This window comes from Rhizobium sp. 01L410 (genome assembly GCF_056400165.1).
In genome coordinates this window covers 120,612-142,328 of sequence record NZ_JBFTST010000012.1, presented here as the reverse complement: position 1 = coordinate 142,328, position 21,717 = coordinate 120,612, and the positions used below count along the sequence as shown (strand labels likewise).

Annotated in this window: 20 protein-coding genes; 10 read left to right on the top strand and 10 right to left on the bottom strand. The window is 61.6% G+C overall.

The genetic code is table 11. From position 1 onward, the window contains the following. Positions 1 to 41 precede the first annotated feature (41 nt). From AC1DV9_RS23615 to AC1DV9_RS23600, 4 genes are all read left to right on the top strand, one after another. Positions 42 to 914, top strand: a complete 873-nt coding sequence (locus AC1DV9_RS23615; protein ID WP_112385578.1) for a tetratricopeptide repeat protein — start codon at positions 42 to 44, stop codon at positions 912 to 914. Positions 915 to 938: 24 nt separating this feature from the next. After that, positions 939 to 2,003 (top strand): NAD(P)/FAD-dependent oxidoreductase, encoded by a 1,065-nt coding sequence (locus tag AC1DV9_RS23610; protein ID WP_477950246.1) that lies wholly within the window; start codon positions 939 to 941, stop codon positions 2,001 to 2,003. A 209-nt stretch (positions 2,004 to 2,212) separates the two neighbouring features. Further along, positions 2,213 to 3,871, top strand: coding sequence for a sensor histidine kinase (locus AC1DV9_RS23605; protein ID WP_477950245.1), 1,659 nt, complete (start codon positions 2,213 to 2,215; stop codon positions 3,869 to 3,871). A gap of 62 nt (positions 3,872 to 3,933) precedes the next feature. Continuing rightward, positions 3,934 to 4,416 (top strand): DUF992 domain-containing protein, encoded by a 483-nt coding sequence (locus tag AC1DV9_RS23600; RefSeq protein WP_477950244.1) that lies wholly within the window; start codon positions 3,934 to 3,936, stop codon positions 4,414 to 4,416. Positions 4,417 to 4,534: 118 nt separating this feature from the next. Here AC1DV9_RS23600 and AC1DV9_RS23595 read toward each other — a convergent pair whose 3' ends face one another. From AC1DV9_RS23595 to AC1DV9_RS23570, 6 genes are all read right to left on the bottom strand, one after another. Beyond that, the gene (locus AC1DV9_RS23595; RefSeq protein WP_310296923.1) at positions 4,535 to 5,929 is read right to left on the bottom strand and encodes an NAD(P)(+) transhydrogenase (Re/Si-specific) subunit beta; all 1,395 of its coding nucleotides are present in this window, start codon (positions 5,927 to 5,929) and stop codon (positions 4,535 to 4,537) included. Between the two features lie 10 nt (positions 5,930 to 5,939). After that, positions 5,940 to 6,338 (bottom strand): proton-translocating transhydrogenase family protein, encoded by a 399-nt coding sequence (locus AC1DV9_RS23590; RefSeq protein WP_112385583.1) that lies wholly within the window; start codon positions 6,336 to 6,338, stop codon positions 5,940 to 5,942. After that, a complete protein-coding gene (locus tag AC1DV9_RS23585; RefSeq protein ID WP_477950243.1) occupies positions 6,338 to 7,486 on the bottom strand; it encodes a Re/Si-specific NAD(P)(+) transhydrogenase subunit alpha in 1,149 nt (382 codons plus the stop codon). The genes AC1DV9_RS23590 and AC1DV9_RS23585 overlap by 1 nt, the downstream gene beginning before the upstream one ends. Positions 7,487 to 7,582: 96 nt before the next feature. After that, entirely contained in the window at positions 7,583 to 7,807 is a 225-nt protein-coding gene (locus tag AC1DV9_RS23580) for an aa3-type cytochrome c oxidase subunit IV (protein WP_112385585.1), read from the bottom strand. A 178-nt stretch (positions 7,808 to 7,985) separates the two neighbouring features. After that, complete coding sequence (locus AC1DV9_RS23575) at positions 7,986 to 8,738, bottom strand: N-acyl amino acid synthase FeeM domain-containing protein (RefSeq protein WP_310296916.1); 753 nt, start codon at positions 8,736 to 8,738, stop codon at positions 7,986 to 7,988. A 143-nt stretch (positions 8,739 to 8,881) separates the two neighbouring features. Further along, positions 8,882 to 11,179 (bottom strand): putative bifunctional diguanylate cyclase/phosphodiesterase, encoded by a 2,298-nt coding sequence (locus tag AC1DV9_RS23570; protein WP_477950242.1) that lies wholly within the window; start codon positions 11,177 to 11,179, stop codon positions 8,882 to 8,884. Between the two features lie 321 nt (positions 11,180 to 11,500). Between AC1DV9_RS23570 and AC1DV9_RS23565 the strand changes: the two genes are divergently transcribed. Beyond that, positions 11,501 to 12,040 carry a TRAP transporter small permease subunit gene (locus AC1DV9_RS23565; RefSeq protein WP_112516815.1) on the top strand — a complete coding sequence of 180 codons (540 nt, stop codon included), beginning with the start codon at positions 11,501 to 11,503 and terminating at the stop codon, positions 12,038 to 12,040. Positions 12,041 to 12,061: 21 nt separating this feature from the next. Then, positions 12,062 to 13,600: a TRAP transporter large permease gene (locus AC1DV9_RS23560; RefSeq protein WP_477950241.1), complete on the top strand. Its 1,539-nt coding sequence runs from the start codon at positions 12,062 to 12,064 to the stop codon at positions 13,598 to 13,600. Between the two features lie 220 nt (positions 13,601 to 13,820). On the opposite strand, the gene AC1DV9_RS23555 is transcribed toward AC1DV9_RS23560, so the two are convergent. Beyond that, positions 13,821 to 14,927 carry a TRAP transporter substrate-binding protein gene (locus AC1DV9_RS23555; protein ID WP_112385590.1) on the bottom strand — a complete coding sequence of 369 codons (1,107 nt, stop codon included), beginning with the start codon at positions 14,925 to 14,927 and terminating at the stop codon, positions 13,821 to 13,823. Between the two features lie 293 nt (positions 14,928 to 15,220). Between AC1DV9_RS23555 and AC1DV9_RS23550 the strand changes: the two genes are divergently transcribed. Then, complete coding sequence (locus AC1DV9_RS23550) at positions 15,221 to 15,991, top strand: gamma-glutamyl-gamma-aminobutyrate hydrolase family protein (protein ID WP_477950240.1); 771 nt, start codon at positions 15,221 to 15,223, stop codon at positions 15,989 to 15,991. Here the strand turns inward: AC1DV9_RS23550 and AC1DV9_RS23545 are convergent. The 3 genes from AC1DV9_RS23545 to AC1DV9_RS23535 all read right to left on the bottom strand — a co-directional run bounded on the left by AC1DV9_RS23545 (position 15,988) and on the right by AC1DV9_RS23535 (position 18,620). After that, positions 15,988 to 16,950 (bottom strand): 2-hydroxyacid dehydrogenase, encoded by a 963-nt coding sequence (locus AC1DV9_RS23545; protein WP_477950239.1) that lies wholly within the window; start codon positions 16,948 to 16,950, stop codon positions 15,988 to 15,990. The genes AC1DV9_RS23550 and AC1DV9_RS23545 overlap by 4 nt on opposite strands. Positions 16,951 to 16,965: 15 nt before the next feature. Beyond that, on the bottom strand, positions 16,966 to 17,988 hold the full coding sequence (locus AC1DV9_RS23540; protein ID WP_112385593.1) for a LacI family DNA-binding transcriptional regulator: 1,023 nt from the start codon (positions 17,986 to 17,988) through the stop codon (positions 16,966 to 16,968). 119 nt (positions 17,989 to 18,107) lie between these two features. Further along, positions 18,108 to 18,620 (bottom strand): MarR family winged helix-turn-helix transcriptional regulator, encoded by a 513-nt coding sequence (locus AC1DV9_RS23535; RefSeq protein ID WP_477950275.1) that lies wholly within the window; start codon positions 18,618 to 18,620, stop codon positions 18,108 to 18,110. Between the two features lie 72 nt (positions 18,621 to 18,692). Between AC1DV9_RS23535 and AC1DV9_RS23530 the strand changes: the two genes are divergently transcribed. The 3 genes from AC1DV9_RS23530 (at position 18,693) to AC1DV9_RS23520 (ending at position 21,716) form a co-directional block, all read left to right on the top strand. After that, the gene (locus AC1DV9_RS23530; protein WP_477950238.1) at positions 18,693 to 19,484 is read left to right on the top strand and encodes a creatininase family protein; all 792 of its coding nucleotides are present in this window, start codon (positions 18,693 to 18,695) and stop codon (positions 19,482 to 19,484) included. A 127-nt stretch (positions 19,485 to 19,611) separates the two neighbouring features. Beyond that, positions 19,612 to 20,727 (top strand): CobW family GTP-binding protein, encoded by a 1,116-nt coding sequence (locus AC1DV9_RS23525; RefSeq protein WP_477950237.1) that lies wholly within the window; start codon positions 19,612 to 19,614, stop codon positions 20,725 to 20,727. Next, entirely contained in the window at positions 20,727 to 21,716 is a 990-nt protein-coding gene (locus tag AC1DV9_RS23520; RefSeq protein WP_477950236.1) for a WD40 repeat domain-containing protein, read from the top strand. The genes AC1DV9_RS23525 and AC1DV9_RS23520 overlap by 1 nt, the downstream gene beginning before the upstream one ends. Position 21,717 lies beyond the last annotated feature (1 nt).

Here is a 21,717-nt window from a genome sequence, read left to right as displayed (position 1 = left end):
TCCGTTCGCCTTCGGACATGACGCATGGGGAAAGCGCACGAATGGCTGATTTCTTGTTCTCTTCGTCCCGGTCCTTGCGCGCGCCCAAGGCGCCGCTACTGCCGATGTTGGCGGTTCTTGCCGCGGTCGGCCTTGCCGGCTGCCAGACCGAAAACACCTCCGATGCCGTTATCCGCATCGACAAGGCCCAGGGCTCGGAAGGGAACATCGCCTCGTTGACTTCGGTCATCAACGCTAATCCACGCGATCCGGAAGGCTACAACGTCCGTGGTTCGGCCTATGGCCGCGCCGGCCAGTTCAAGGCTGCACTAAACGACTTCAACACGGCCCTGCAGATCAACCCGCGCTTCTTCCAGGCCTATGCCAACCGCGCGCTTGTCTATCGCAACATGGGCCAGCAGCAGCAGGCGATCGGCGACTACAATGCCGCCCTGCAGATCAACCCGAATTACGACGTCGCCTATATCGGCCGCGGCAATGTCTACCGCCAGGCAGGCCAGGATGATCCGGCTTTCAACGACTTCTCGAAGGCGATCCAGCTCGGCACCACCGACGGGCGCGCCTATCACAATCGCGGCCTGATCTTCCAGAAGCGCAATCAGCAGGACAAGGCGATCGACGACTTCTCGAAGGCGATCTCGCTTTCTCCGAATTCGCCCGAGCCGTATAACGGCCGCGGCATCTCCTATATCGCGCTGAACGACGACGATAACGCTTTCGCCGATTTCAACCACGCGATCGAGCTCAACGGCAACGTTGCCGAATCCTGGGCCAACCAGGCGCTGGTCTACGAACGCCGCGGCGACAAGGACAAGGCGATGCGCAGCTATCGCCACGCTGTCGGCCTCGACCCGAAATACCAGCCGGCGCGAGACGGCATGGCCCGGCTCGGCGCTCCCAGCAGCAACGGCTGATCCTGAAGCATCGGAGACGGCACCATGGCGGCGAAACAACATGTGATCGTCGCCGGTGCCGGCATCATCGGCGCCTCCATCGCCTGGCACCTTACCCGCGACGGCGCCGACGTCACTGTGATCGCCGAAGACACCGGCGGTGTTGCAACACCCAATTCCTTCGCCTGGATCAATGCCAGCTGGGGCAATCCCGAATTCTATTTCCGCTTCCGCCGCCGCTCGATGACAGAGTGGAAGCGTCTGGCCACCGAACTACCCGGCCTGCCGCTTTCCTGGTGTGGCGGCATATGCTGGGATCTGCCTGAAGACGAGCTGCTCGCCTACGAGACCCAGCATGCGCAGTGGGGCTATGGCATCGAGCGAATCGGCAAAGCCGGGATCGCCGCCCGCGAACCCTTTCTGACGCAAATCCCCGATACCGCGCTCAGCATCGCCGAAGAAGGCGCCGTCGAACCGGTCGCGGCCGCCCGCCTGATGCTGGCCGATGCCGGGGCGCGCGGCGCAAAATTCGTCACCGCCGCCGTCCGCGGCCTCCTGAGACGTGGTGAAGGCATTGCCGGCGTCGTCACATCTGCAGGGATCGTCGAGGCCGACCACGTGGTTCTGGCCGCCGGAGCAGGCGCTGTCCCGATTGCCGCTTCGGCAGGGATCACGCTGCCGATCGATGCACCTGCAGGATTGATCGTTCATTCCCGGCCATTCGAAAAGCGCCTGAACGGCCTGGTCATCGCGCCCGAGCTCCACATGCGCCAGACCGCCGAGGGCCGCATCATCGCCGGCAGCGACTTCGGCGGCAGCGAGCCCGGCGCGGATCACAAATCGACCGCCGCCACATTATTCGCCAAGGTGAAGGCCAATCTCGCAAGCAGCGAGAACCTGACCATGGAACTCTTCACCGTCGGCTACCGTCCGACGCCAAAGGATGGTTTTCCGATCATCGGCAACGGCGGCTGCCCGAGGCTTTATGTCGCCGTCATGCATTCGGGCGTGACCTTGGCACCGCTTGCCGGGCTGCTGGCAGCAAGCGAAATTCTCACCGGCGAGACCGAAAGCGACCTTGAGCCGTTCCGCCTGGCGCGTTTTGCGTGAGCGTTGGTACGAAATGCGACAAAGCCGTCACCTTCATTTAGGAGGTTGCAACCCCATCCCCCACCCCCTAACATGACCCTGCATCGATAGCAGGCTATCGGGAATCAGAACGCGTTCAGGGCGATGGCGGCAATGCAGTTTTCTGCTTTCCTATCTGTTGGAAAAAGTTCCGGATTCCGTCTGTGCCGGTCAGGTGGAAGAGCCTGCCGATGAGCCTGCGTTCCCGCATGTTTCCAAAGGCCACGATCGGCACCTATCTGGTTGCGATGGCCGTCGCCATCGCCGTGCCGATCTTCGCCTTCGTGACGCTTCTGCTGCTGCAGCTCGAGGACAACCAGCGCGACACGCTGCGCCGCGAGACAGCGCAGGATGCGCTTGCGCTTTCTCGCTCCGTCGACCGGCAATTGCAGGACATGGCCACCACGCTCCGCCTGCTCGCCACCTCGCCTGAGCTTGAGCACAGCGATTACGCATCCTTCCACCAGCGCACCGAAACGGCGCTGCGCGGCGATACGCTTTATGTCATCGCCACCGACAAGGACGGCCAGCAGCTGCTGAATACCCGTCGCGATTTCGGCACGCAGCTCGGCAAGATGAGCAATCTCACGGCGCTCAAATACGCCATGGATAGCGGCCGGATCGAGGCCTCCAACGTTTTCCAGGGCAGCACCAGCGGCGAGTGGGTCTACAACGTGACCATGCCGGTCCAGACCGGCAACGCAGCGGCGCTGATCATCACCCAGAACGCCAAGGACCTGGCGAAGATGCTGCAGCCGGAAGGCCTTGCGGCCGGATGGTCGGCAGCCGTCATCGACCAGTCCGGGCACGTCGTCGCCTCCGGCGGGCCATTCGCCATCGAACCAGGCACCGCCTTCGACCCCCGTATCCTGCCCTCGCTGATCGCGTCCCGCGGCGTCTTCGAGGACCGCAAGATCCTGCCCGACCAGTTGCTCGGCTACGCGCAGATCCCCGGCTGGTCATGGAAGACGGTAATCTGGGGGCCGATCTCCACAGCGCAGGCATCGATCCTGACGACCTGGCGCTTTCTGATCATAGGCGGCATTGCCCTCCTCGCCGTCGCCGTTTTCGCCGCCTATGCCGTGGCCCGCCAGGTGCGCACGACAATCCGCGATATCGCCGAGATGGCAAACCGCATGGGCGAGGGCCACATCGTCGCGCCGATCGACACCAGCGTCGTCGAAGCCAACCAGGTGGCCGTGGCGCTGTCCAACGCCTCCTTTGATCGCAGCCAGACCGAGGACCGCCTGCATTTCGTCATGAACGAGCTGGTTCATCGCACCAAGAACCTGCTAACGCTGGCCCAGGCGATGATGCGCCAGCTTGCGAAGCAGGCCGACAGCGTCGAGGGTTTCCAGGCAGCCGTTGCCGAGCGGTTGGATGGCTTGGTGCGGTCGATCGAGCTCCTGACCAGCGAACAATGGGCCGGCGCCTCGCTGCGGCGGGTGGTGGATATCCATCTCGACGCCTTCCCGCAGGCCGTCGAGCAGATCGAGATCGTTGGCAAGGACTTCATGCTGAAGCCCGAGGCAGTCCAGAATCTCGGCCTGACGCTGCATGAACTGGCGACCAACTCGGTGAAATACGGCGCATTGTCGATCCCCGAGGGACGCGTGACCTTCTCCTGGCAGGAGGTCGAAGTGGAAAACCAGACGGAACCGATGCTGCGGTTCATCTGGCGGGAATTGAGCGGACCTGCGGTGAAAGTGCCGGAGCGCTCCGGATTCGGCACGACCGTCATCAAGATGCATGCGGCAGCTGCCTTCCGCGGCACCGTTCAGGTCGATTACCTGGCGGAAGGACTGCTCTGGGTGCTGACGGCAACGCGCAGCACGCTGGCCCGCGATTAGAGCCGGCGGGAACAATCAAAAGCGCCGCCCGTTTCGAACAGGTCATTCAAGGGAGAAGGACCATGTTCAAGCAAACGATGATCGCAGCCGCCGCGCTGACCGCTGCAGCCTGCGCAACACCGGCGGCAGCTGCAGACTATGTCAGCCTCGGCCGCCTCGTCTGCGGTTCGGACGGCGGTCAAGGCCTCATCATCAAGTCCGAAAAGAACCTGATCTGCACCTACACGCCGGCAGGCGGCGGCGCGAAGGCCATCTATGCAGGCAAGATCGAGAAATACGGCATCGATATAGGCCAGACCGGCAAGAGCGTGATGATCTGGCAGGTGCTGGCCAAGACAGGCACAGACTTCCCGCAATTCGCGCTCGCCGGCGAATATTACGGCGTCGGTGCCGATGCCAGCTTCGGCGCTGGGGCCGGCGCCAAGGTGATCGCCGGTGGCACAAACCAATCCTTCATGCTGCAGCCGCTGAACGTCCAGGCCCAAGAGGGGCTCAATCTCGCTGTCGGTGTGGAGAAAATGACGCTGGCGCCCGCTGCGACCTGATCACGGGTTCAGCAGCGAGGAAAAGGCCTGCTCCGGCAGGCCTTTTCTGTGCGGTCATCCGCCAAAACAAAGAGCCCGGCGAAACCGGGCTCTTTCCGCATAGTCACGTTTAAATCAATCAATGCCCGATCGATTTGTTGATCTCTTCGGTAACCTTCTTGGCATCGCCGAGCAGCATCATCGTGCCGTCCTTGTAGAACAGCGTGTTGTCGATGCCGGCATAGCCGGAGCCGAGCGAGCGCTTGACGAAGATGCAGGTCTTGGCCTTGTCGACGTCGAGGATCGGCATGCCGTAGATCGGCGAGGTCTTGTCGTCGCGTGCCGCCGGGTTGGTGACGTCGTTGGCGCCGATGACATAGGCGACGTCGGCCTGTGCGAATTCCGAATTGATGTCCTCGAGCTCGAAGACTTCGTCATAGGGAACATTGGCTTCGGCAAGCAGCACGTTCATATGGCCGGGCATGCGGCCCGCCACCGGATGGATCGCGTACTTCACCTCGACGCCTGCCTTCTTGAGATTGTCGGCCAGCTCGCGCAGCGCATGCTGGGCCTGTGCCACCGCCATGCCGTAGCCCGGCACGATGATCACCTTCGAGGCATTGGCCATCAGATAGGCGGCGTCCTCGGCCGAGCCGAGCTTGACCGTCTTGTCGGAATTGTCGGCCGCACCGCCCGATGTCTCGCCGCCGAAGCCGCCGAGAATGACCGAGATGAAGGACCGGTTCATGCCCTTGCACATGATGTAGGAGAGGATCGCACCCGACGAGCCGACCAGCGCGCCGGTGATGATCAGCGCCAGATTGCCGAGCGTGAAACCAATGCCGGCCGCCGCCCAGCCCGAATAGGAATTCAGCATCGAGACGACGACGGGCATGTCGGCGCCGCCGATCGGCACGATCAGCAGCACGCCGAGCGCCAGTGCCAGCACGATGATCGCCCAGAAGTCGAAATGGCTTTCGGTGACCGCGAGACCGATGATGAAGAAGACAATCAGCACCAGCAGCGCGGCGTTGATGACGTGGCGGAATGGCAGCATGATCGGCTTGCCGGACATCCGCCCGTCGAGCTTCAGGAAGGCGATGATCGAGCCGGTGAAGGTCAGCGCGCCGATAGCCGCACCGATCGCCATCTCGACACGCGCTTCGGTATGGATCGAGCCGATATCACCGATACCGAAGGAGAGTGGCGTATAGAGCGCCGATGCTGCAACGAGCACGGCGGCGAGGCCGACCAGCGAGTGGAAGCCGGCAACCAGCTGCGGCATCGAAGTCATCGGAATGACGCGGGCGATATAGGCGCCGGCACCGCCGCCAATCGCCAGGCCGAGCACGATCAGCACGAAGCCGATGAAGGACGGCGTTGCCAGAACCAGCGTCGTGAGGATGGCGATCCCCATGCCGATCATGCCGTAGAGATTGCCCTTGCGGCTGGTGGCCGGATGGGAAAGACCGCGGAGCGCCAGGATGAACAGCACGCCGGAGACGAGGTAGAGGAAAGCTGCGATATTGGTCATGCGTCCGGCCTCACTTGTCCTTCTTGCGGTACATCGCCAGCATGCGCTGCGTGACGAGGAAGCCGCCGAAGATATTGACCGAGACGAGAACCAGCGCCACGAAGCCGAAGCCGGTTGCCAGACCGCTGGCCGAAATGCCGACTGCAAGCAGAGCGCCAACGACGATGACGGAGGAGATGGCGTTGGTCACCGCCATCAGCGGCGTGTGCAGCGCCGGTGTTACCGACCAGACGACATAGTAGCCGACGAAGATCGCCAGCACGAAGATCGCCAGCTGGAAGACGAAGGGATCGATCGCCCCGCCTGTCGCAGCACTCGCGACTTCAGGCGCATGCGCGGCAGCCGTTGCCACCGCCGTCACGGCCTGGTCGAGCTGCTCGAGGGCCTTGTCCATTGCTTCGCTGGCCATCAGTTATCCCCCTTCTTGGCGCCGCCGAATGCCGGATGCACGACATCGCCGGCATAGGTCAGCATCGTCGCCTTGATCAGCTCGTCGTCGAGATTGATGACCACTGTCTTCGTGTCCTTGTTGACCATGGTCTCCAGGAACGTCAGAAGGTTCTTGGCATAGAGCGCCGAGGCACTGGCCGCGACGCGGCCTGCCATGTTGGCATAGCCGATGACCTTGACGCCCTCGACCTCGGCCACCTGATCGGCCACAGCACCCTCGATATTGCCGCCGCGTTCGACCGCGAGATCGACGGCGATGGCGCCCGGCTTCATCGCCTTCAGCATCTCGCGCGTCACGAGGCGCGGTGCCGGACGGCCCGGGATCAGCGCCGTGGTGATGACGATGTCCTGCTTGGCGATATGCTCGGCAACCAGCGCTGCCTGCTTCGCCTGGTATTCTTTCGACATTTCCTTGGCATAGCCGCCAGCCGTTTCGGCAGCCTTGAACTCGTCGTCCTCGACGGCGATGAACTTGGCGCCGAGCGAGGCGACCTGTTCCTTGGCGGCCGGGCGAACGTCGGTGGCAGAAACGGCAGCGCCGAGACGGCGCGCCGTGGCGATCGCCTGCAGACCGGCAACACCGGCGCCCATGACGAAGACCTTGGCGGCCGGCACGGTGCCCGCCGCCGTCATCATCATCGGCATGGCGCGGTCATAGACCGCAGCTGCCTCGATGACCGCCTGATAACCGGCGAGATTAGCCTGGGAGGAGAGCACGTCCATCGACTGGGCGCGGGTGATGCGCGGCATCAGTTCCATGGCGAAGGCGGAAAGACCGGCACTTGCCATGCCGGCAATCGCCTCGTCACGGCCGTAGGGATCCATGATGGCGATGACGACAGCACCGCTCTTGTATCCGGTAATCTCGGCTGCAGCCGGGCGGCGCACCTTCAGGATAACGTCGGCCGAAGCGGCATCGGCAGCCGTGCCGATCCTGGCACCGGCAGCCTCGAATTCCCCGTCCGGGATACGCGACAGGCCACCCGCCCCCGCCTCGACGATCACGTCGAAGCCGAGGCCCTTCATCTTCTTGACGGTCTCGGGTGACGCCGATACGCGCGTCTCCAAGTCCGCCGCTTCACGCGCGACGAATACGATAGTGCCCAACTGCCCCCTCCTCCGGGTCAGCCAGACCGCCGCGGGTCTCCCCGCTTATGGCCAAGCGTCAGAAAATCTTTGGAAAATCGCCCCTCCCTGCCGCGATCAACGCAGCAGGACCAGACCGGCGACGAGAATGATAAGGAAAACCAGGATGCCGCCGAGCAGGCCGCCACCGGTGAAGAAACCAGCCGTCATACCGAGCAGCAGGGCGACGAGGAACATCGTGCCGTACTTTGCGGCGGCGATGAACGTATTGTACGTGGCCTCATGTTCCTTGTAGTCCATCGGCGCGCCAACTTCGACGGGTCCGGTGTGATGTTCGGCCATGAATATCGTCTCCCTCAAATGCCCGGTCCGCACAGTGCGGCAGACCGCCTGAATGCCATGATCAGCAGCGCTTGCAGCGGATCAATCCCTGTTCAGGGCTTACACAAAGCTTCGGGAAAGCGCAATGCATGACAATGCCGCATGCAGTACGCGGAAACGGCTTTCTTGCGCCATAGCCTCAGAGCGGCAGATCGGTGCCAAGCTCGCCCTCGGGCACGAAGCGCGCCGTTGGGATGATGGTCAGCGCCGGCGGCCCATGATCAGCGACCCGGCCGAACATCATGCGCTGCTCGCTGGCGCTCGACATAAAGAACGGATAACGCGTCAGCAGCTTGCGTCCGACTTCGAGCACATTGGTTGCCATCAGCGTCAGGTCGAAGCCGTAGATATCGGCCATCCGCGACGCGACGACGGTATCGGCATAGAAAACCCGCTTGTAGAAGGCAGCATGGGCCGGGCGCACATGCTGCAATACGCGGTCGGCGCGGAAATGCGCAGCCGCAACGATGTTCGGGCGCAGTGTCAGATAAGGCAGCCAGGGAAGCTCGGCGGCCGCTTCGGGGTCGGCCGCAAACCGGGCCGGATCGATCAGTGTCATTCCGGCATCGAGAAAGGCATCCATTTCGCCGGGAAAGATGCCGCCCGACTGCGACACGCGATGATCGGGCGTCACGTGATGAATGCGGATCGTGCTGACCAGTTCTTCATAATAATACAGCCCGAAAACATAGGCTTGACGGTCGAAATCGACGTCATCGATCAGCGTGGTGGCCGCGACCGGCAGCACTTCGCGCGCCTTATAGGCCCGGAAGCGCAGGCGCTCCACATCTTCCATGTCCTCGGTGCTTTCAATGCGCCGGTATTCGACATGGTCGAGTATTTCCATCAGCTTCCTGCTGAAATCGCTGGTCGTCGAAAAACCGTCTGCCATCGTGCTCACCGCTTGTTAACAGATCATTAAGCATACCGCCCGTTCTCGCGCAATGATTGCAGACAATGTCAATCACATTTGAATCGTTAAGGTTAACGGCCACGAGGAATCCGGCCGCTATACCCCTGAATTCTGAGGGGAAATCAGGCGGCGCCGGTCTTGCGGCGCGCTGCTGGACGCAGATTCGCGGAAAGAATGCCGATGTTCTGCGATGGAACAGGCTGCGAGAAGACGTAGCCCTGGATCAGATCGGCGCTGCGCTGCTTGTTGAGGATGGCAAGCTGATCTGCCGTCTCGACACCCTCGACAACGATCTTCAAACCAAGCTCGCGCGCCAGATTGACCGTGCCACGCAGCAGCTTCAGCCTGCGGGTATCCTGCACGATGTTGCGCACGAAGGAACGGTCGATCTTGACGATATCGAGCGGCAGCGTGTCGAGATAGCTGAGGCTGGAGAACCCGGTGCCGAAATCGTCGATGGCGATGGTGATGCCGCGCGAGCGCAGTTCCGCAAGGATGGCGCGCACCGCCGCCGGCTCGTCGATCAGGCAGCTTTCGGTCACTTCCAGATGTAGGCGCGCGGGTGGCAGCCCGGTTCGCGACAGCGCCTCGGAGACCAGCGAGAGAATATCGTTGTCACGCAGGTCACGCGCCGAAAGGTTGACGGAGACGGCGATATGCTCCGGCCAGGTCATGCAGTCGGCACAGGCGCGCAGCAGGATGAAGCGGGTGATATCGGAGATGATGCCCATCTCCTCGGCAAGCCGGATAAAGACATCGGGCGGGATCGAACCCCGTTCGGGATGCACCCAGCGCGCCAGCGCCTCGGCGCATTCGATCCGCGTTCCATCGGTCTTGTACATCGGCTGGTAGACGGCGTTCAACGCGCCCGCCGCGACGGCATCGCGAAGATCGGCCTTCAGCTTCTGCTGCTCGACATAGCGGCCATCCATCTCGTGCTCGAAGCCTGCGATGCCGCCACGTCCGCGCGACTTGCTCTCGAACAACGCCAGATCCGCCTTGATGCTCCATTCGTCCATTGCGAACGCATTGCCTTCCAGCACCGCGTAACCGGCGCTGAGCGAGATGAGGAAAGTCACCTCGTCGGCCTCGTAGTGGCCCTGGATTGCGGCATGCACTCCCCGCATTTCGCCTTCGAGCGAGTCGCGGCTCTTGGCATGCGGGAAGAAGATCACGAACTGGTCACCCATCAAGCGCCCGACGATCGCGCTTCCGGCCTTCTCCTTCACCCGTTCGGCGATGGCACAGAGCAGCTTGTCGCCAGTGATGTGGCCGCGCATGTCGTTGACATGCTTGAACTCGTCGATATCGATGACCATGAAGCCGAGCGGACCTTTGCGGCGCGGATGGCGGCCAAGATAATCCTGGACGAGCTGGCCGAAATATTCGCGGTTCGGCAGGCCACTCAACGCATCGAAGCGGACCATATGCAGGATCTTCTGCTCCGCCTTCACTCTGCTCGACACATCCTCGAAGATCAGCACCGCACCGCCATCGACGCGCCGCTTGGCCGAGAACTCCAGCGACAGATCCTCGGGCAAGTGGATCAGCACCCTCGACATGCTGCCCTCCGCCACCTGTGACAGCTGGCGCAGAATGAGATCGGGTTGCGAGGAATCCATGAAACTGTAGCGGGCGCCATAGCGCAGCACCGCACCGAGATCCCGATCCTTCAGTCTGTCAGGGTCGCCGATCTTCAGGAGCTCACAGGCCTTGCGGTTGATCACCTGGATCCGGTTGCCGGGATCGACCATCACAAGGCCATGCGGCATGTTATTGAGCGCCGTATCGAACCGGTCGGCAATCAGCGAGATCTGCCGGTGGGCGATGACATTTTCGTAGAGAAACTCGCGCACACCGTTTGCCATCGCCCGCGTCGTCAGGCCGAAAGGAATGAGGAAGGCCGAGAGGATAGCGCGGTAGAAATCCAGCGCCATCAGGCTGCAGACGATCATCGGCAGGCAACAGGCAAGCGTTTGCAGGTCGATCGCCCGCTGAGAACCATAGTTGCGCCCGACCACCGATACCATCGACGCCATCGTCACGGCGATACACGCGAGTTCGGCGAAAGGCTCCTTGAGGATGAAAATGGCGTAGCCGCTGCCGATGCCGAGAATGGCGGCAGTCGAGGTCGCTCCGGCGACGTAGATCGTCTCCCAGCGCTCGATATCGGCACGGGTCAGCGATTGCTTGTCCAGCTTGTCGAACTGGCGGAAGCTGAACATGCGTCCGGCGAAAATGATGAGAAATGCGAGCGCCAGCAGATAATAGAGCGGGGCATCGGCTTTTGCCGCCACTGCGGCGAAAGCGACAGCATGAACCACGACACCAGCCACAAGCGTCATGCGGTTCCCGAAGAGGGAACTCACGAACGACAGGTACACATCCTTCGGGACCCGGTTCGGGTTATGTGGCTTCATCCATATTTTCCCTGTGCGCGGGCACGATACTCAGAACCCTTTAAAATTTGATTGCATGAACCCTATGTATTTGGCTGGTTTTTCTAAAACTCCGGGGCGTATTTCAAAAGCGGAGTGCGAATACACATCCGGGAGATGCATTATTCTTGACTTATATTATGGCCAGCATCGACCGCATACCGGCGAGCCATCAGCGGCCACAACCATGGCGCCTACGACTAAACTCCTAGACGGGCCATTTCATCTTTCATTTTAGGGAACCCTCGTTTACACAAATTCCAACGAGGAGAACTTGCCGCAAAGGCAATACGGGGAGAAGAGATGGCGGCTCTGTTGAGTGTCAGCCGGCTGATCGATCGATTCAGCCAAGTCATCGGCAAGATTGCAGACTACATGGTGCTCTTCTGCTGCCTGATCAGCGCAGGCAATGCCATCGTCCGCTACACGTTCAATTACAGCTCGAATGGCTGGCTGGAGATCCAATGGTATCTCTTCGCCTATGTCGTCGTGCTCGGCGCCGCCCACACGCTGCGGAACAATGAGCATGTGCGCGTAGACCTGATCTACGGCTCGGTCTCGGATCGCGCGCGGCTCTGGATCGATATCATCGGCCTCGTCGTCTTCCTGATCCCGGCCTGCATCTTCCTCGCCATTCTCTGCTGGCCCTATTTCATGCATTCCTTCCAACAGGGCGAAGTCTCCGCCAATGCGGGCGGCCTGATCCGCTGGCCGGTGAAGTTCATGCTGTTTGCCGGTTTCACGCTTCTCAGCCTTCAGGGCATTTCGGAGCTGATCAAGAGGATCGCGGCACTCGCCGGCAGTATCCAGATCGACACGAAATACGAAAAGCCGCTGCAGTAAGACATCCGGGGGAGAAAGCACGTGTTCGATTACGGTATCATTCCGCCCGCCATGTTCGTCGGCATGATCATTTTCATGCTTTATGGCTTTCCGGTCGCCTTCTCGCTGGCCGCTGTCGGCCTGTTCTTCGGCATCATCGGCATTATCACCGGCCATTTCAGCGAAGTGTTCCTGCAAGCTCTGCCGTTGCGCTTCTTCGGCATCGTCTCCAACGATCTGCTGCTTGCCATTCCGTTCTTCACGCTGATGGGCGCCGTGCTCGAGCGATGCGGGCTGGCGGAAGACCTGCTTGAAGGTACCGGCAAGCTGTTCGGCGCCATCCCGGGCGGTCTTGCCTATGCCGTCATTCTGGTCGGCGCCGTGCTTGGCGCCATCACCGGCACGGTCGCGGCTTCCGTCATCACCATGGGCGTCATCTCGCTGCCGATCATGCTGCGCTACGGCTACAGCCCGCGGCTTGCGACCGGCGTCATCGCCGCCTCCGGCACGATCACCCAGGTCATTCCACCCTCGCTGGTTCTCGTGGTCCTCGCCGACCAGCTCGGACGCTCGGTCGGCGACATGTATCTCGGCGCCATCGGCCCCTCGATCCTGCAGGTGGCGATCTTCGTCGGCTACATTCTGATCCTGTCGATCATCAACCCGAAGTCGATGCCGCCGCTGCCGAAGGAAGTGCGCGGCGACTTTGACTGGAAGCTGCTGGCCACCGTTCTCTGGGGCATGATCCCGTCGATCGTGCTGATCTTCCTGGTGCTCGGCACCATCTTCATGGGACTCGCCACCCCGACAGAAGCCGGCGCCCTCGGCGTCGTCGGCGCCATTGCGCTTGCCGCCCTGCACCGCCGCCTCACCTGGCCGCTGATCCGCGAGGCGATGACCTCGACCATGCACATCACCTCGATGGTGGTGATGATCCTGATCGGCTCGACCTGCTTCAGCCTCGTCTTTCAGGGCATGGACGGCTCGCGCTGGATCGAGCACATGCTGTCGGGCATCCCGGGCGGTCCTGTCGGCTTCCTGATCTTCGTCAACATCTTCATCTTCATCCTCGCCTTCTTCCTGGATTTCTTCGAGATCGCCTTCATCGTCATCCCGATGCTGGCGCCGGTGGCCCACAGCCTCGGCATCGATCTGATCTGGTTCGGCGTCTTGATCTGCGTCAACATGCAGACGAGCTTCATGCACCCGCCGTTCGGCTTCGCGCTCTTCTATCTGCGCTCGATCGCCAGCAGGGACGTAAAGACCAAAGACATCTACATGGGCGCAATCCCCTGGGTCGGCATGCAGCTGATCCTCGTGGCGATCATTATCTTCTGGCCGCAGTCGGTCACCTACTGGCTGGACAAGGGCCCGCAGGTCGATCCGAACACCATCAAGATCGAAATACCCAGCTTCGGCGGCCAGCTCGGCCTGCCGCCGATGGGCGCTCCCGGTGGCGCATCGCCGCAGATCCCGGGCCTCACCCTGCCGCCATTGGGCACCCCCGGCCAACCGCCAGCAGTCCCTGCCCCGGCAGCACCGGCTCAGCCCGACCTCAGCCAGCCGCCGGTCATCAAGTAAGCAAACAAAAAGCCCCGGAGAAATCCGGGCTCTTTTGTCAGGCAGCGACCATTGCCGCCGTCATCCTCGGGCCTGTCCCGAGGATCTACCGTCGTATATTGGTGAGCACAACAGATCCTCGGCACAAGGCCGAGGATGACGCGCGGAGTGTATGTCAAAAACAAAAAAGCCCCGGACTTGCATCCGGGGCTTACTTTACTCGACGTCGAGGCCTGAAAGCTCAGAGCTTGCCGGCGCGCTGCTGGATCATCATGAACGTGTCGAAGGTGTATTCCGAGAGCTGCATCCACAGATAGGCATCACGCTTGAATGCGGCCTGATCCTCGTAGATCTTCTTGAAATACTGGTTCTTCGACGACAGGTCCTTGTAGAGATCCATCGACGCCTGGAAGCAGGCTTCCATGATTTCCTGGCTGAACGGACGCAGCGTCGCGCCCTCGGCGACGAGCTGCTTCAGCGAGCCCGGGTTCTTCATGTCGTACTTCGCCATCATATTGGTGTTGGCGTAGGCGCAGGCATCGGTCAGCGCCGCCTGATAGTGCTTCGGCAGGCTGTTCCACTTTTCGAGATTGAAGAAGGCGTGGACCGTCGGACCGCCTTCCCACCAACCCGGATAGTAGTAATACTTGGCAACCTTGTGCAGGCCGAGCTTCAGGTCGTCATAGGGGCCGACGAATTCAGCCGCATCGATCGTGCCCTTTTCCAGCGCCGGATAGATGTCGCCGCCGCCGATCTGCTGCGGGATGACGCCGACCTTGGACATGACCTGACCGGCGATGCCGGCGATGCGCATCTTGATGCCCTTGAGGTCATCAAGCGTGTTGATTTCCTTGCGGAACCAGCCACCCATCTGAGCGCCGGTATTGCCGGCGGGCAGCGCGTAGATGCCCTGCGTCGCGTAGAATTCGTTCATCAGCGTGTTGCCGTTGCCTTCGTAATACCAGGCATTGGTCAGGCGGCCGTTGAGACCGAAGGGGATCGCCGTGCCGATAGCGTAGGTCGGATCCTTGCCGACGAAATAATAGGAGCAGGTGTGCGCCGCTTCGACCGTTCCGGAGCTGACAGCATCGGCCGCTTCGAGCGCCGGGACGATTTCGGCCGCGGCAAAGGTCTGGATCTGGAAATTGCCATCCGTTGCAGCGGCAACATGCTTGGCGACATCATCGGCGCCGCCGAAGATCGTATCCAGGCTCTTTGGAAACGAAGACGTCATGCGCCACGAGATTTTCGGATTTTCCTGCGCGATCGCCGGTGCTGCCAATGCGCCAGCTGCGACGGCGCCTGCCCCCGTAGCACCCGCCTTCTTGATAAATGAACGACGATCCATCAAAAACCTCCCGTATAGATGGCAATGCGCGGCTAAACTCTTCCCTACCCGTCGCAATGGCGCCGAGCTAAGCATGCAGCCGTTCGCGTTTCAAGCTTTAGTCTATGAGACTTTGGCATCACGGCAGCAATGCGGCGCGACCGGCCTTTCCATCAAAATCAGCAGTTTAGCCTGTTCTTCGCGGCCGATATCGGCCACTGCCGCAATTTGGCCAGCCATTGCGCCGAGAAGTTGACTTTGAAGCCGTTCTCGGCTCTCAAATAGGCATCACCAAGAGATTTTCCGGACAGACCATGACCAAGCCGATCGTTGCCGTTCCCGCCGACATCCGAACTCTCGATGGCGCCGTCTGGCACGCCGCCCAGCATCAATATGTCCGCGCCGCACTGAACGCAGCCGGCGTGATGTCGCTGATCGTTCCGGCTTTCGAGAAGGGCTATGATATCGACGCCGTGCTCGACCGTGTCGATGGCGTGCTGGTTTCCGGCTCGGCGAGCAATGTCCACCCCACCCTCTATGGCGCCGAGGCGAAAGACAGCGATGGTCCGTTCGACCCGGCGCGCGATGCCACCAGCCTGCCGCTGATCCGTCGCGCCATCGACCGCGGCATCCCGCTGCTGGCCATCTGCCGCGGTATCCAGGAACTGAACGTCGCGCTCGGCGGCTCTCTCGCCAGCGAGATCCAGGAACAGCCAGGCATCTGGGATCACCGCAAGCCAGACGGCGTTGATCGCGACGGCATGTATGCGATCCGCCAGAGCGTCTTCGTCAAGGAAGGCTCCTGCATCGCCGGAATCATCGGTTCCGGCGAGGTTCAGGTGAATTCATTGCACCGCCAGGCGATCGCCAAGACGGCGCCGCGGCTGCAGGTCGAGGCATTGGCCGAAGACGGCACGGTCGAAGCCGTCTCGGTCATCGATGCCAAGGCTTTCGCCGTCGGCGTTCAGTGGCATCCGGAATATTGGGCTGAAACCGACAAGCCCTCGAACCAGATTTTCGCGGCCTTCGGCGATGCGGTGCGCGACTATGTCGCCGCGCGGACCGCATCAAAGGCCATCGCCTAAGATTTAACGGGCGTTTCCGGCACCGGCGTCAGCGGCTTGCCCTGCTGGAACCAGCTGATCAGATTATCGGCCACCAGATCGGCCATGGCGTTGCGCGTCGGCACCGAGCCGGAGGCCAGATGCGGCAGCAGCACGGTGTTCGGCAGCGCGATCAGTCCGGCGGGCACATTCGGCTCGTCGTAGAAGACGTCGAGACCGGCTGCGCCGATCGTGCCGTTCTTCAGCGCCGAGATCAGCGCGTCCTCATCCACACTCCAGCCGCGGCCGACATTGATGAAGATCCCGTCGGGCCCAAGCGCTGAAAGGATATCGGCATCGATGATCTTGTGCGTCGAAGGCGTTTTCGGAACGATGGCGATCAGCGTATCGACGGCAGACGCCAGCTCCTTCAGCGACGGGTAATAGTCATAGGCGACGTCAGAATTGCGCGTACGCGTGTGATAGCTGATCTTGACCTTGAACGGCTCGAGCCGCGCGGCAATCTCCTGGCCGATGCGGCCAAGGCCGAACATGCCGACATGCCTGCCTTTCAGCGAAAAGCGCGACAGCGGATAGTTCACGCCGGGCTTCCAGTTGCCGTCGCGCAGCCAGTTTTCGGCGCGCGGAAATTCACGGGCGGCGTTGAGAAGCAGCGCCAGCGCCGTATCGGCAACTTCGTCGTTCAACACATCCGGCGTGTTGGTCACGACGATATTCTTCGACGCCGCGTGCTTCACATCGACGCCATCATAGCCGACGCCAAAGCTCGAGATCACCTCGACCGCAGGCAGCAGGTCGATGTCTTCAGCCTTGATCAAACCCGATACCGCCACGCCGCGAATGCGCGCCGCCGTCTCCGCATCGATCGCGAGCGCGCCATTCGCATCGCGTTCAGCGGTGATCAGCTCGAAATGCTCCCGCAGCCTGGCTGGAACGCGTTCGTGTATCTTCCCGGGAACGAGAATGGCGATGCGGGACATGGCTTTTCCTCTTGATTACGTGCGGGGTCTGTAGGGGCTGGTCGACTGGCGGATCCGCATCTCAGGCTTGATGAGATGGATGCCATCGGGTTCGTGACTGCCGGCAAGACGGTCAAGCAGCGCGCGCGCCGCAAGCCGGCCGACTTCGGCCTGGCCGTTCCAGACGGTGGTCAGCGCCGGCGTTGCAATCGATGCTTCCTCGAGGTCGTCATAGCCGGTCACCGAAATGTCGCCGCCGGGGACGAGTCCGGCGCGGGCGATGCCGTTCATCAGGCCGATGGCGACGAGGTCGTTCCAGCAGACGGCAGCAGTCGGCTTCTGCGGCAGCGACAGGAAGTGAACGGCGGCTTCGAAGCCACCCTGCTTCGAGCGCGGGCCTGGAATGCGCAGGTTCGGATCGACCTCGATCCCTGCCTTGCGCAGCGCGTTGACATAGCCCTGATAGCGGTCTCGCCCGGTCGAGGTCTGGTCCGTACCGCCGATCATCGCGATCGAGCGATGGCCGAGTCCGATCAGATGGTTGGTGGCAAGCGAGATGCCGTAGCTGTCGTCGCCGCGATAGGTCGGCAGGTCCATCACGTCCATCGAGCGGGCGACGAGGATCGCCGGCATGCCGTTGTCCTCGGTCAGCTGCAGGTCTTCGGGTGGCGTGCCGATCGCCGGCGACATGATGACGCCATCGCCGCCGAGCTGCAGCAGCGTCTCGATGAAGGTTCGCTGCTTCTCGACCGAGTCATAGTGATTGGAGAGAATGAAGGTGTGGCGGCTGCGGTCGAGCTCGCTCTCGATCGCCTTCAGGATTTCCCCGTAGAACGGGTTCATGATGTCGTGGACGACAACACCGATGATGCCCGATCGCGAGGTGCGAAGGCTGGCGGCGCGGCGGTTATAGATATAGCCGAGCGCTCGCGCCTGTTCCTTGATCTTGTCCCGGGTGCTGCCCGCAACGAGCGGGCTATCGCGTAAGGCGAGAGAGACGGTTGCCGTTGAAATACCGAGTGTTTCGGCAATCGTCGAAAGCTTGATCTTCTGAGCCACGCATCCTCCCCAGGCAACGCGCTAGATATGGAGCGCTTGTGCGAACGGGTAGGCGCGCCCCTTAAAATATTTAATTAAAAGATTAAACGCAGGGAGGCAAACCTAAATTTCAATGGATCTCAGTTTTCGTCCGGCTCTTCGAAATGCGCCGCTTCAGCCTGCAGATTGCTGTCGATCGCCTTCAGCAGCCGCACGAGGTTGCGGATCTCCTTGTCGGAAAAGGCCTGCGTCGCCATCCCGTCGCAGCGCGATGCGGCGGTCTCGATCGACTGGACGCTGCCGCGGCCGAGCTCCGTCAGATAGACCTTGGTCAGACGCGCGTCCTCGGCATCCGGCTTGCGCTCGACGAAACCCTGCGCCTCCATGCGCCCGATCGTCCGCGTCATCGTCGGCGCCTTGACGCCGAGGCTCTGGGCAAGCCCGCCGGCGGTCATGCCATCCGTTTCCGAAAGCGAAAGAATGACGCCGTCCTGCCCGGCATAGAGGCCGCTCTCCAGAAGATTACGGGACAGCACGGTGCGCATCGAGCGCGCCGCCTGCGTCAGGGCTGGCGAGAGATCGGCAAGCGTATATTCGGTCTGGTCCTTCTTCTTGGACTTGTTTTTCTTACCGTCTTTGTGCTTCTTGCCCATCGCCATCCCTTTGATCTTCTGCATTATGACATTGCGCAGCTTCACGTCATAAACAAGGGGCATTGAAACCGCATGACAGTCCCCTCTCTAAACTTCGCGGAAAACGATCCGTCGCTCACGCCTGACGAAAGAAAGAGCTGGATTGCGGTGCTGCCGCTCGGCGCCCATGAGCAACACGGGCCGCATCTGCCTTTCGACACGGATACGCTGATCGCCGAAGGCATCGTCGAGCGCCTGAAAGCGGCGCTGCCGGCGGGCTTGCCCGTGACCTTTCTTCCGGCCGAGCCGATCGGCTATTCGATCGAGCATATGGATGTCGAGGGCACGAAGACGCTGACCTATGGCGAGGCTATCCATCGCTGGCTGGGCATATCGGGGATGCTGCATGATCTTGGCATCCGCAAGCTGGTTCTGCTCAACGCCCATGGCGGCAACTCGCCGCTGACGGCAATCGTTTCGACCGAAGCCCGCGTCCATTTCAACATGCTCGCGGTGACAACCAGCTGGACGCGCTTCGGTGTGCCCGATGGCATGATTGCGCCGGAGGCGAAGGCAATCGACATTCATGGCGGCGATATCGAGACATCGGTCATGCTCGCTCTGCACCCGGGCAAGGTGAAGATGCAGAAAGCGGCGGATTTCCCATCGCGGCAAAGTGAATTCGCAGAACGCTTCAAGCATCTGCGCGCCTATGGCCCGCACGCTTTCGGCTGGAAGATGTCCGATCTCAGCGCGAAAGGCGTGGCGGGCAATGCTTCGGCCGCCACGGCAGAAAAAGGCGAGGCACTGGTCGCCCACGCCGTTAAAGGCCTGATCGAGCTGCTGCAGGATATCGATGCCTTCGACGCATCCGAACTTGGCTGAGGCGCAGCAGCGGCAGAATGTGATCTTATAACATTATAAAACCCTTTGAACTGCCGCTCCCAACTCCTTATATGAAACCGACCGTTTTTAGCCCCCGCGGCCGCACGCCCATTTCTTCGAGGTTCTCATGACCGACGCAATCTCCACCCAGCAGAAGCCCATTCCCGTCACCGTGCTCACCGGTTATCTCGGTGCCGGCAAGACGACGCTGCTGAACCGCATCCTGTCCGAAAATCACGGCAAGAAATATGCTGTCATCGTCAACGAATTCGGCGAGATCGGCATCGACAATGACCTCATCGTCGAGTCCGACGAAGAGATCTACGAGATGAACAACGGCTGTGTCTGCTGCACGGTGCGCGGCGACCTGATCCGCGTCGTCGAAGGCCTGATGCGCCGCCCCGGCCGTTTCGACGGCATCATCGTCGAAACGACGGGCCTTGCTGATCCGGTTCCGGTCGCCCAGACTTTCTTCATGGATGACGACGTCCGCGCCAAGACCGAGCTCGATGCCGTGGTCGCCCTAGTCGATGCCAAGCATCTGCCGCTGCGCCTGAAGGACAGCCGCGAAGCCGAAGACCAGATCGCCTTCGCCGACGTTATCCTCATCAACAAGACCGACCTCGTGACCGCCGAAGAGCTGGCGCAGATCGAGGACATCGTCCGCGCCATCAACCCATCGGCCCGCGTCTACAAGACCAACCGCTCCGGCGTCGATCTCGCCCGCGTGCTCGATCAGGGCGCCTTCAATCTTGAGCGTGCGCTGGAAAATGACCCGCATTTCCTCGAGCATGGCCATGACGACCACGTCTGCGGCCCGGACTGCGATCACGATCACCATCATCACGCGCATGGTCATGACCATGACCACGATCATCACCACCATGATCACGACCACGGACACGACCATCATCACCATGGCGCCGTATCGCCGATCCATGACGTGACGGTGCAGTCAGTGTCGCTGCGCGGCGGCGAAATGATTGCCGAGCGCTTCTTCCCCTGGATCCAGAAGATCACCCAGACGCAGGGCCCGAATATCCTGCGCTTGAAGGGGATCATCGCGTTCAAGGACGATGCCGAGCGCTATGTCGTTCAGGGCGTCCATATGATCGTAGAAGGCGATCACCAGCGTCCGTGGAAGGACGGCGAGAAGCACGAGACACGTCTCGTCTTCATCGGCCGCGAACTCGACCGCGAAAAGCTCGAAGCCTCCTTCAAGGCATGCGAGGCCGCGGCCTGATGCCAACAGTTGCTCCGCTTGATCTCGACGGCCATATTCTGGCCGTCGAATTTTTAGGTGACACCCCCTTCTTTGCCAGTGCCAATGGCACGTTCCACCGGCTGGATGGCGCCGAGAAGGTCTCCGAAGCCCACCAGGGCATGCTCACCTGCATCCGCGACCCCTATAGCGAAAGCCTGATTTCAGGCGGCGAAGACGGCAAGGTGCTGCGCATCGGCGCCGATGCCTCCGTGACCGAAATTGCCAGTGCGCCGCGCAAGTGGATTTCGCAGCTTGCCGCCGGCCCGCAGGGCGCCATTGCCTATTCCTATGGCAAGAGCGCCTTCGTGCGTCTCGCCAATGGCGAGACCAAGGAATTCACCGAAGAACGCACCGTCGAAGGCCTGGCCTTTGCGCCGAAAGGCCTGCGCATTGCCGCTGCCCGCTATAACGGTGTGTCGCTGCACTGGGTTTCGACAACGGCCAAGCCTGTCGATCTCGAATGGAAGGGCGCCCACACAGGCGTCACCTTCTCGCCCGATGGCAACTTCCTCGTCACCTCGATGCAGGAAAACGCCCTGCACGGCTGGAAGCTGGATATCAAGCCCGGCACCGAGGCCCGCCACATGCGCATGACCGGCTATCCGGCCAAGGTGAAGTCGCTATCCTGGTCCGCCAAGGGCAAGTGGCTTGCCTCGTCAGGTGCCCCCGCCGCCATCGTCTGGCCCTTCCAGGGCAAGGACGGCCCGATGGGCAAGTCGCCGCTGGAACTCGGCACACGCGCCAACATCATGGCAACTGCGGTCAAGTTTCACCCGGCCGAGGATATCCTGGCGATCGGCTTCATCGACGGCATGATCCTGGCCGTTCGTCTTGCCGACAATAAGGAAGCCCTGATCCGCCGCCCCGGCAAGGGTGCGATCACCGCCATGAGCTGGAGCAAGAACGGCAAGCTGCTGGCCTTCGCATCCGAAGCCGGCGATTGCGGCGTGGTCGATATCTCGGCCTGAG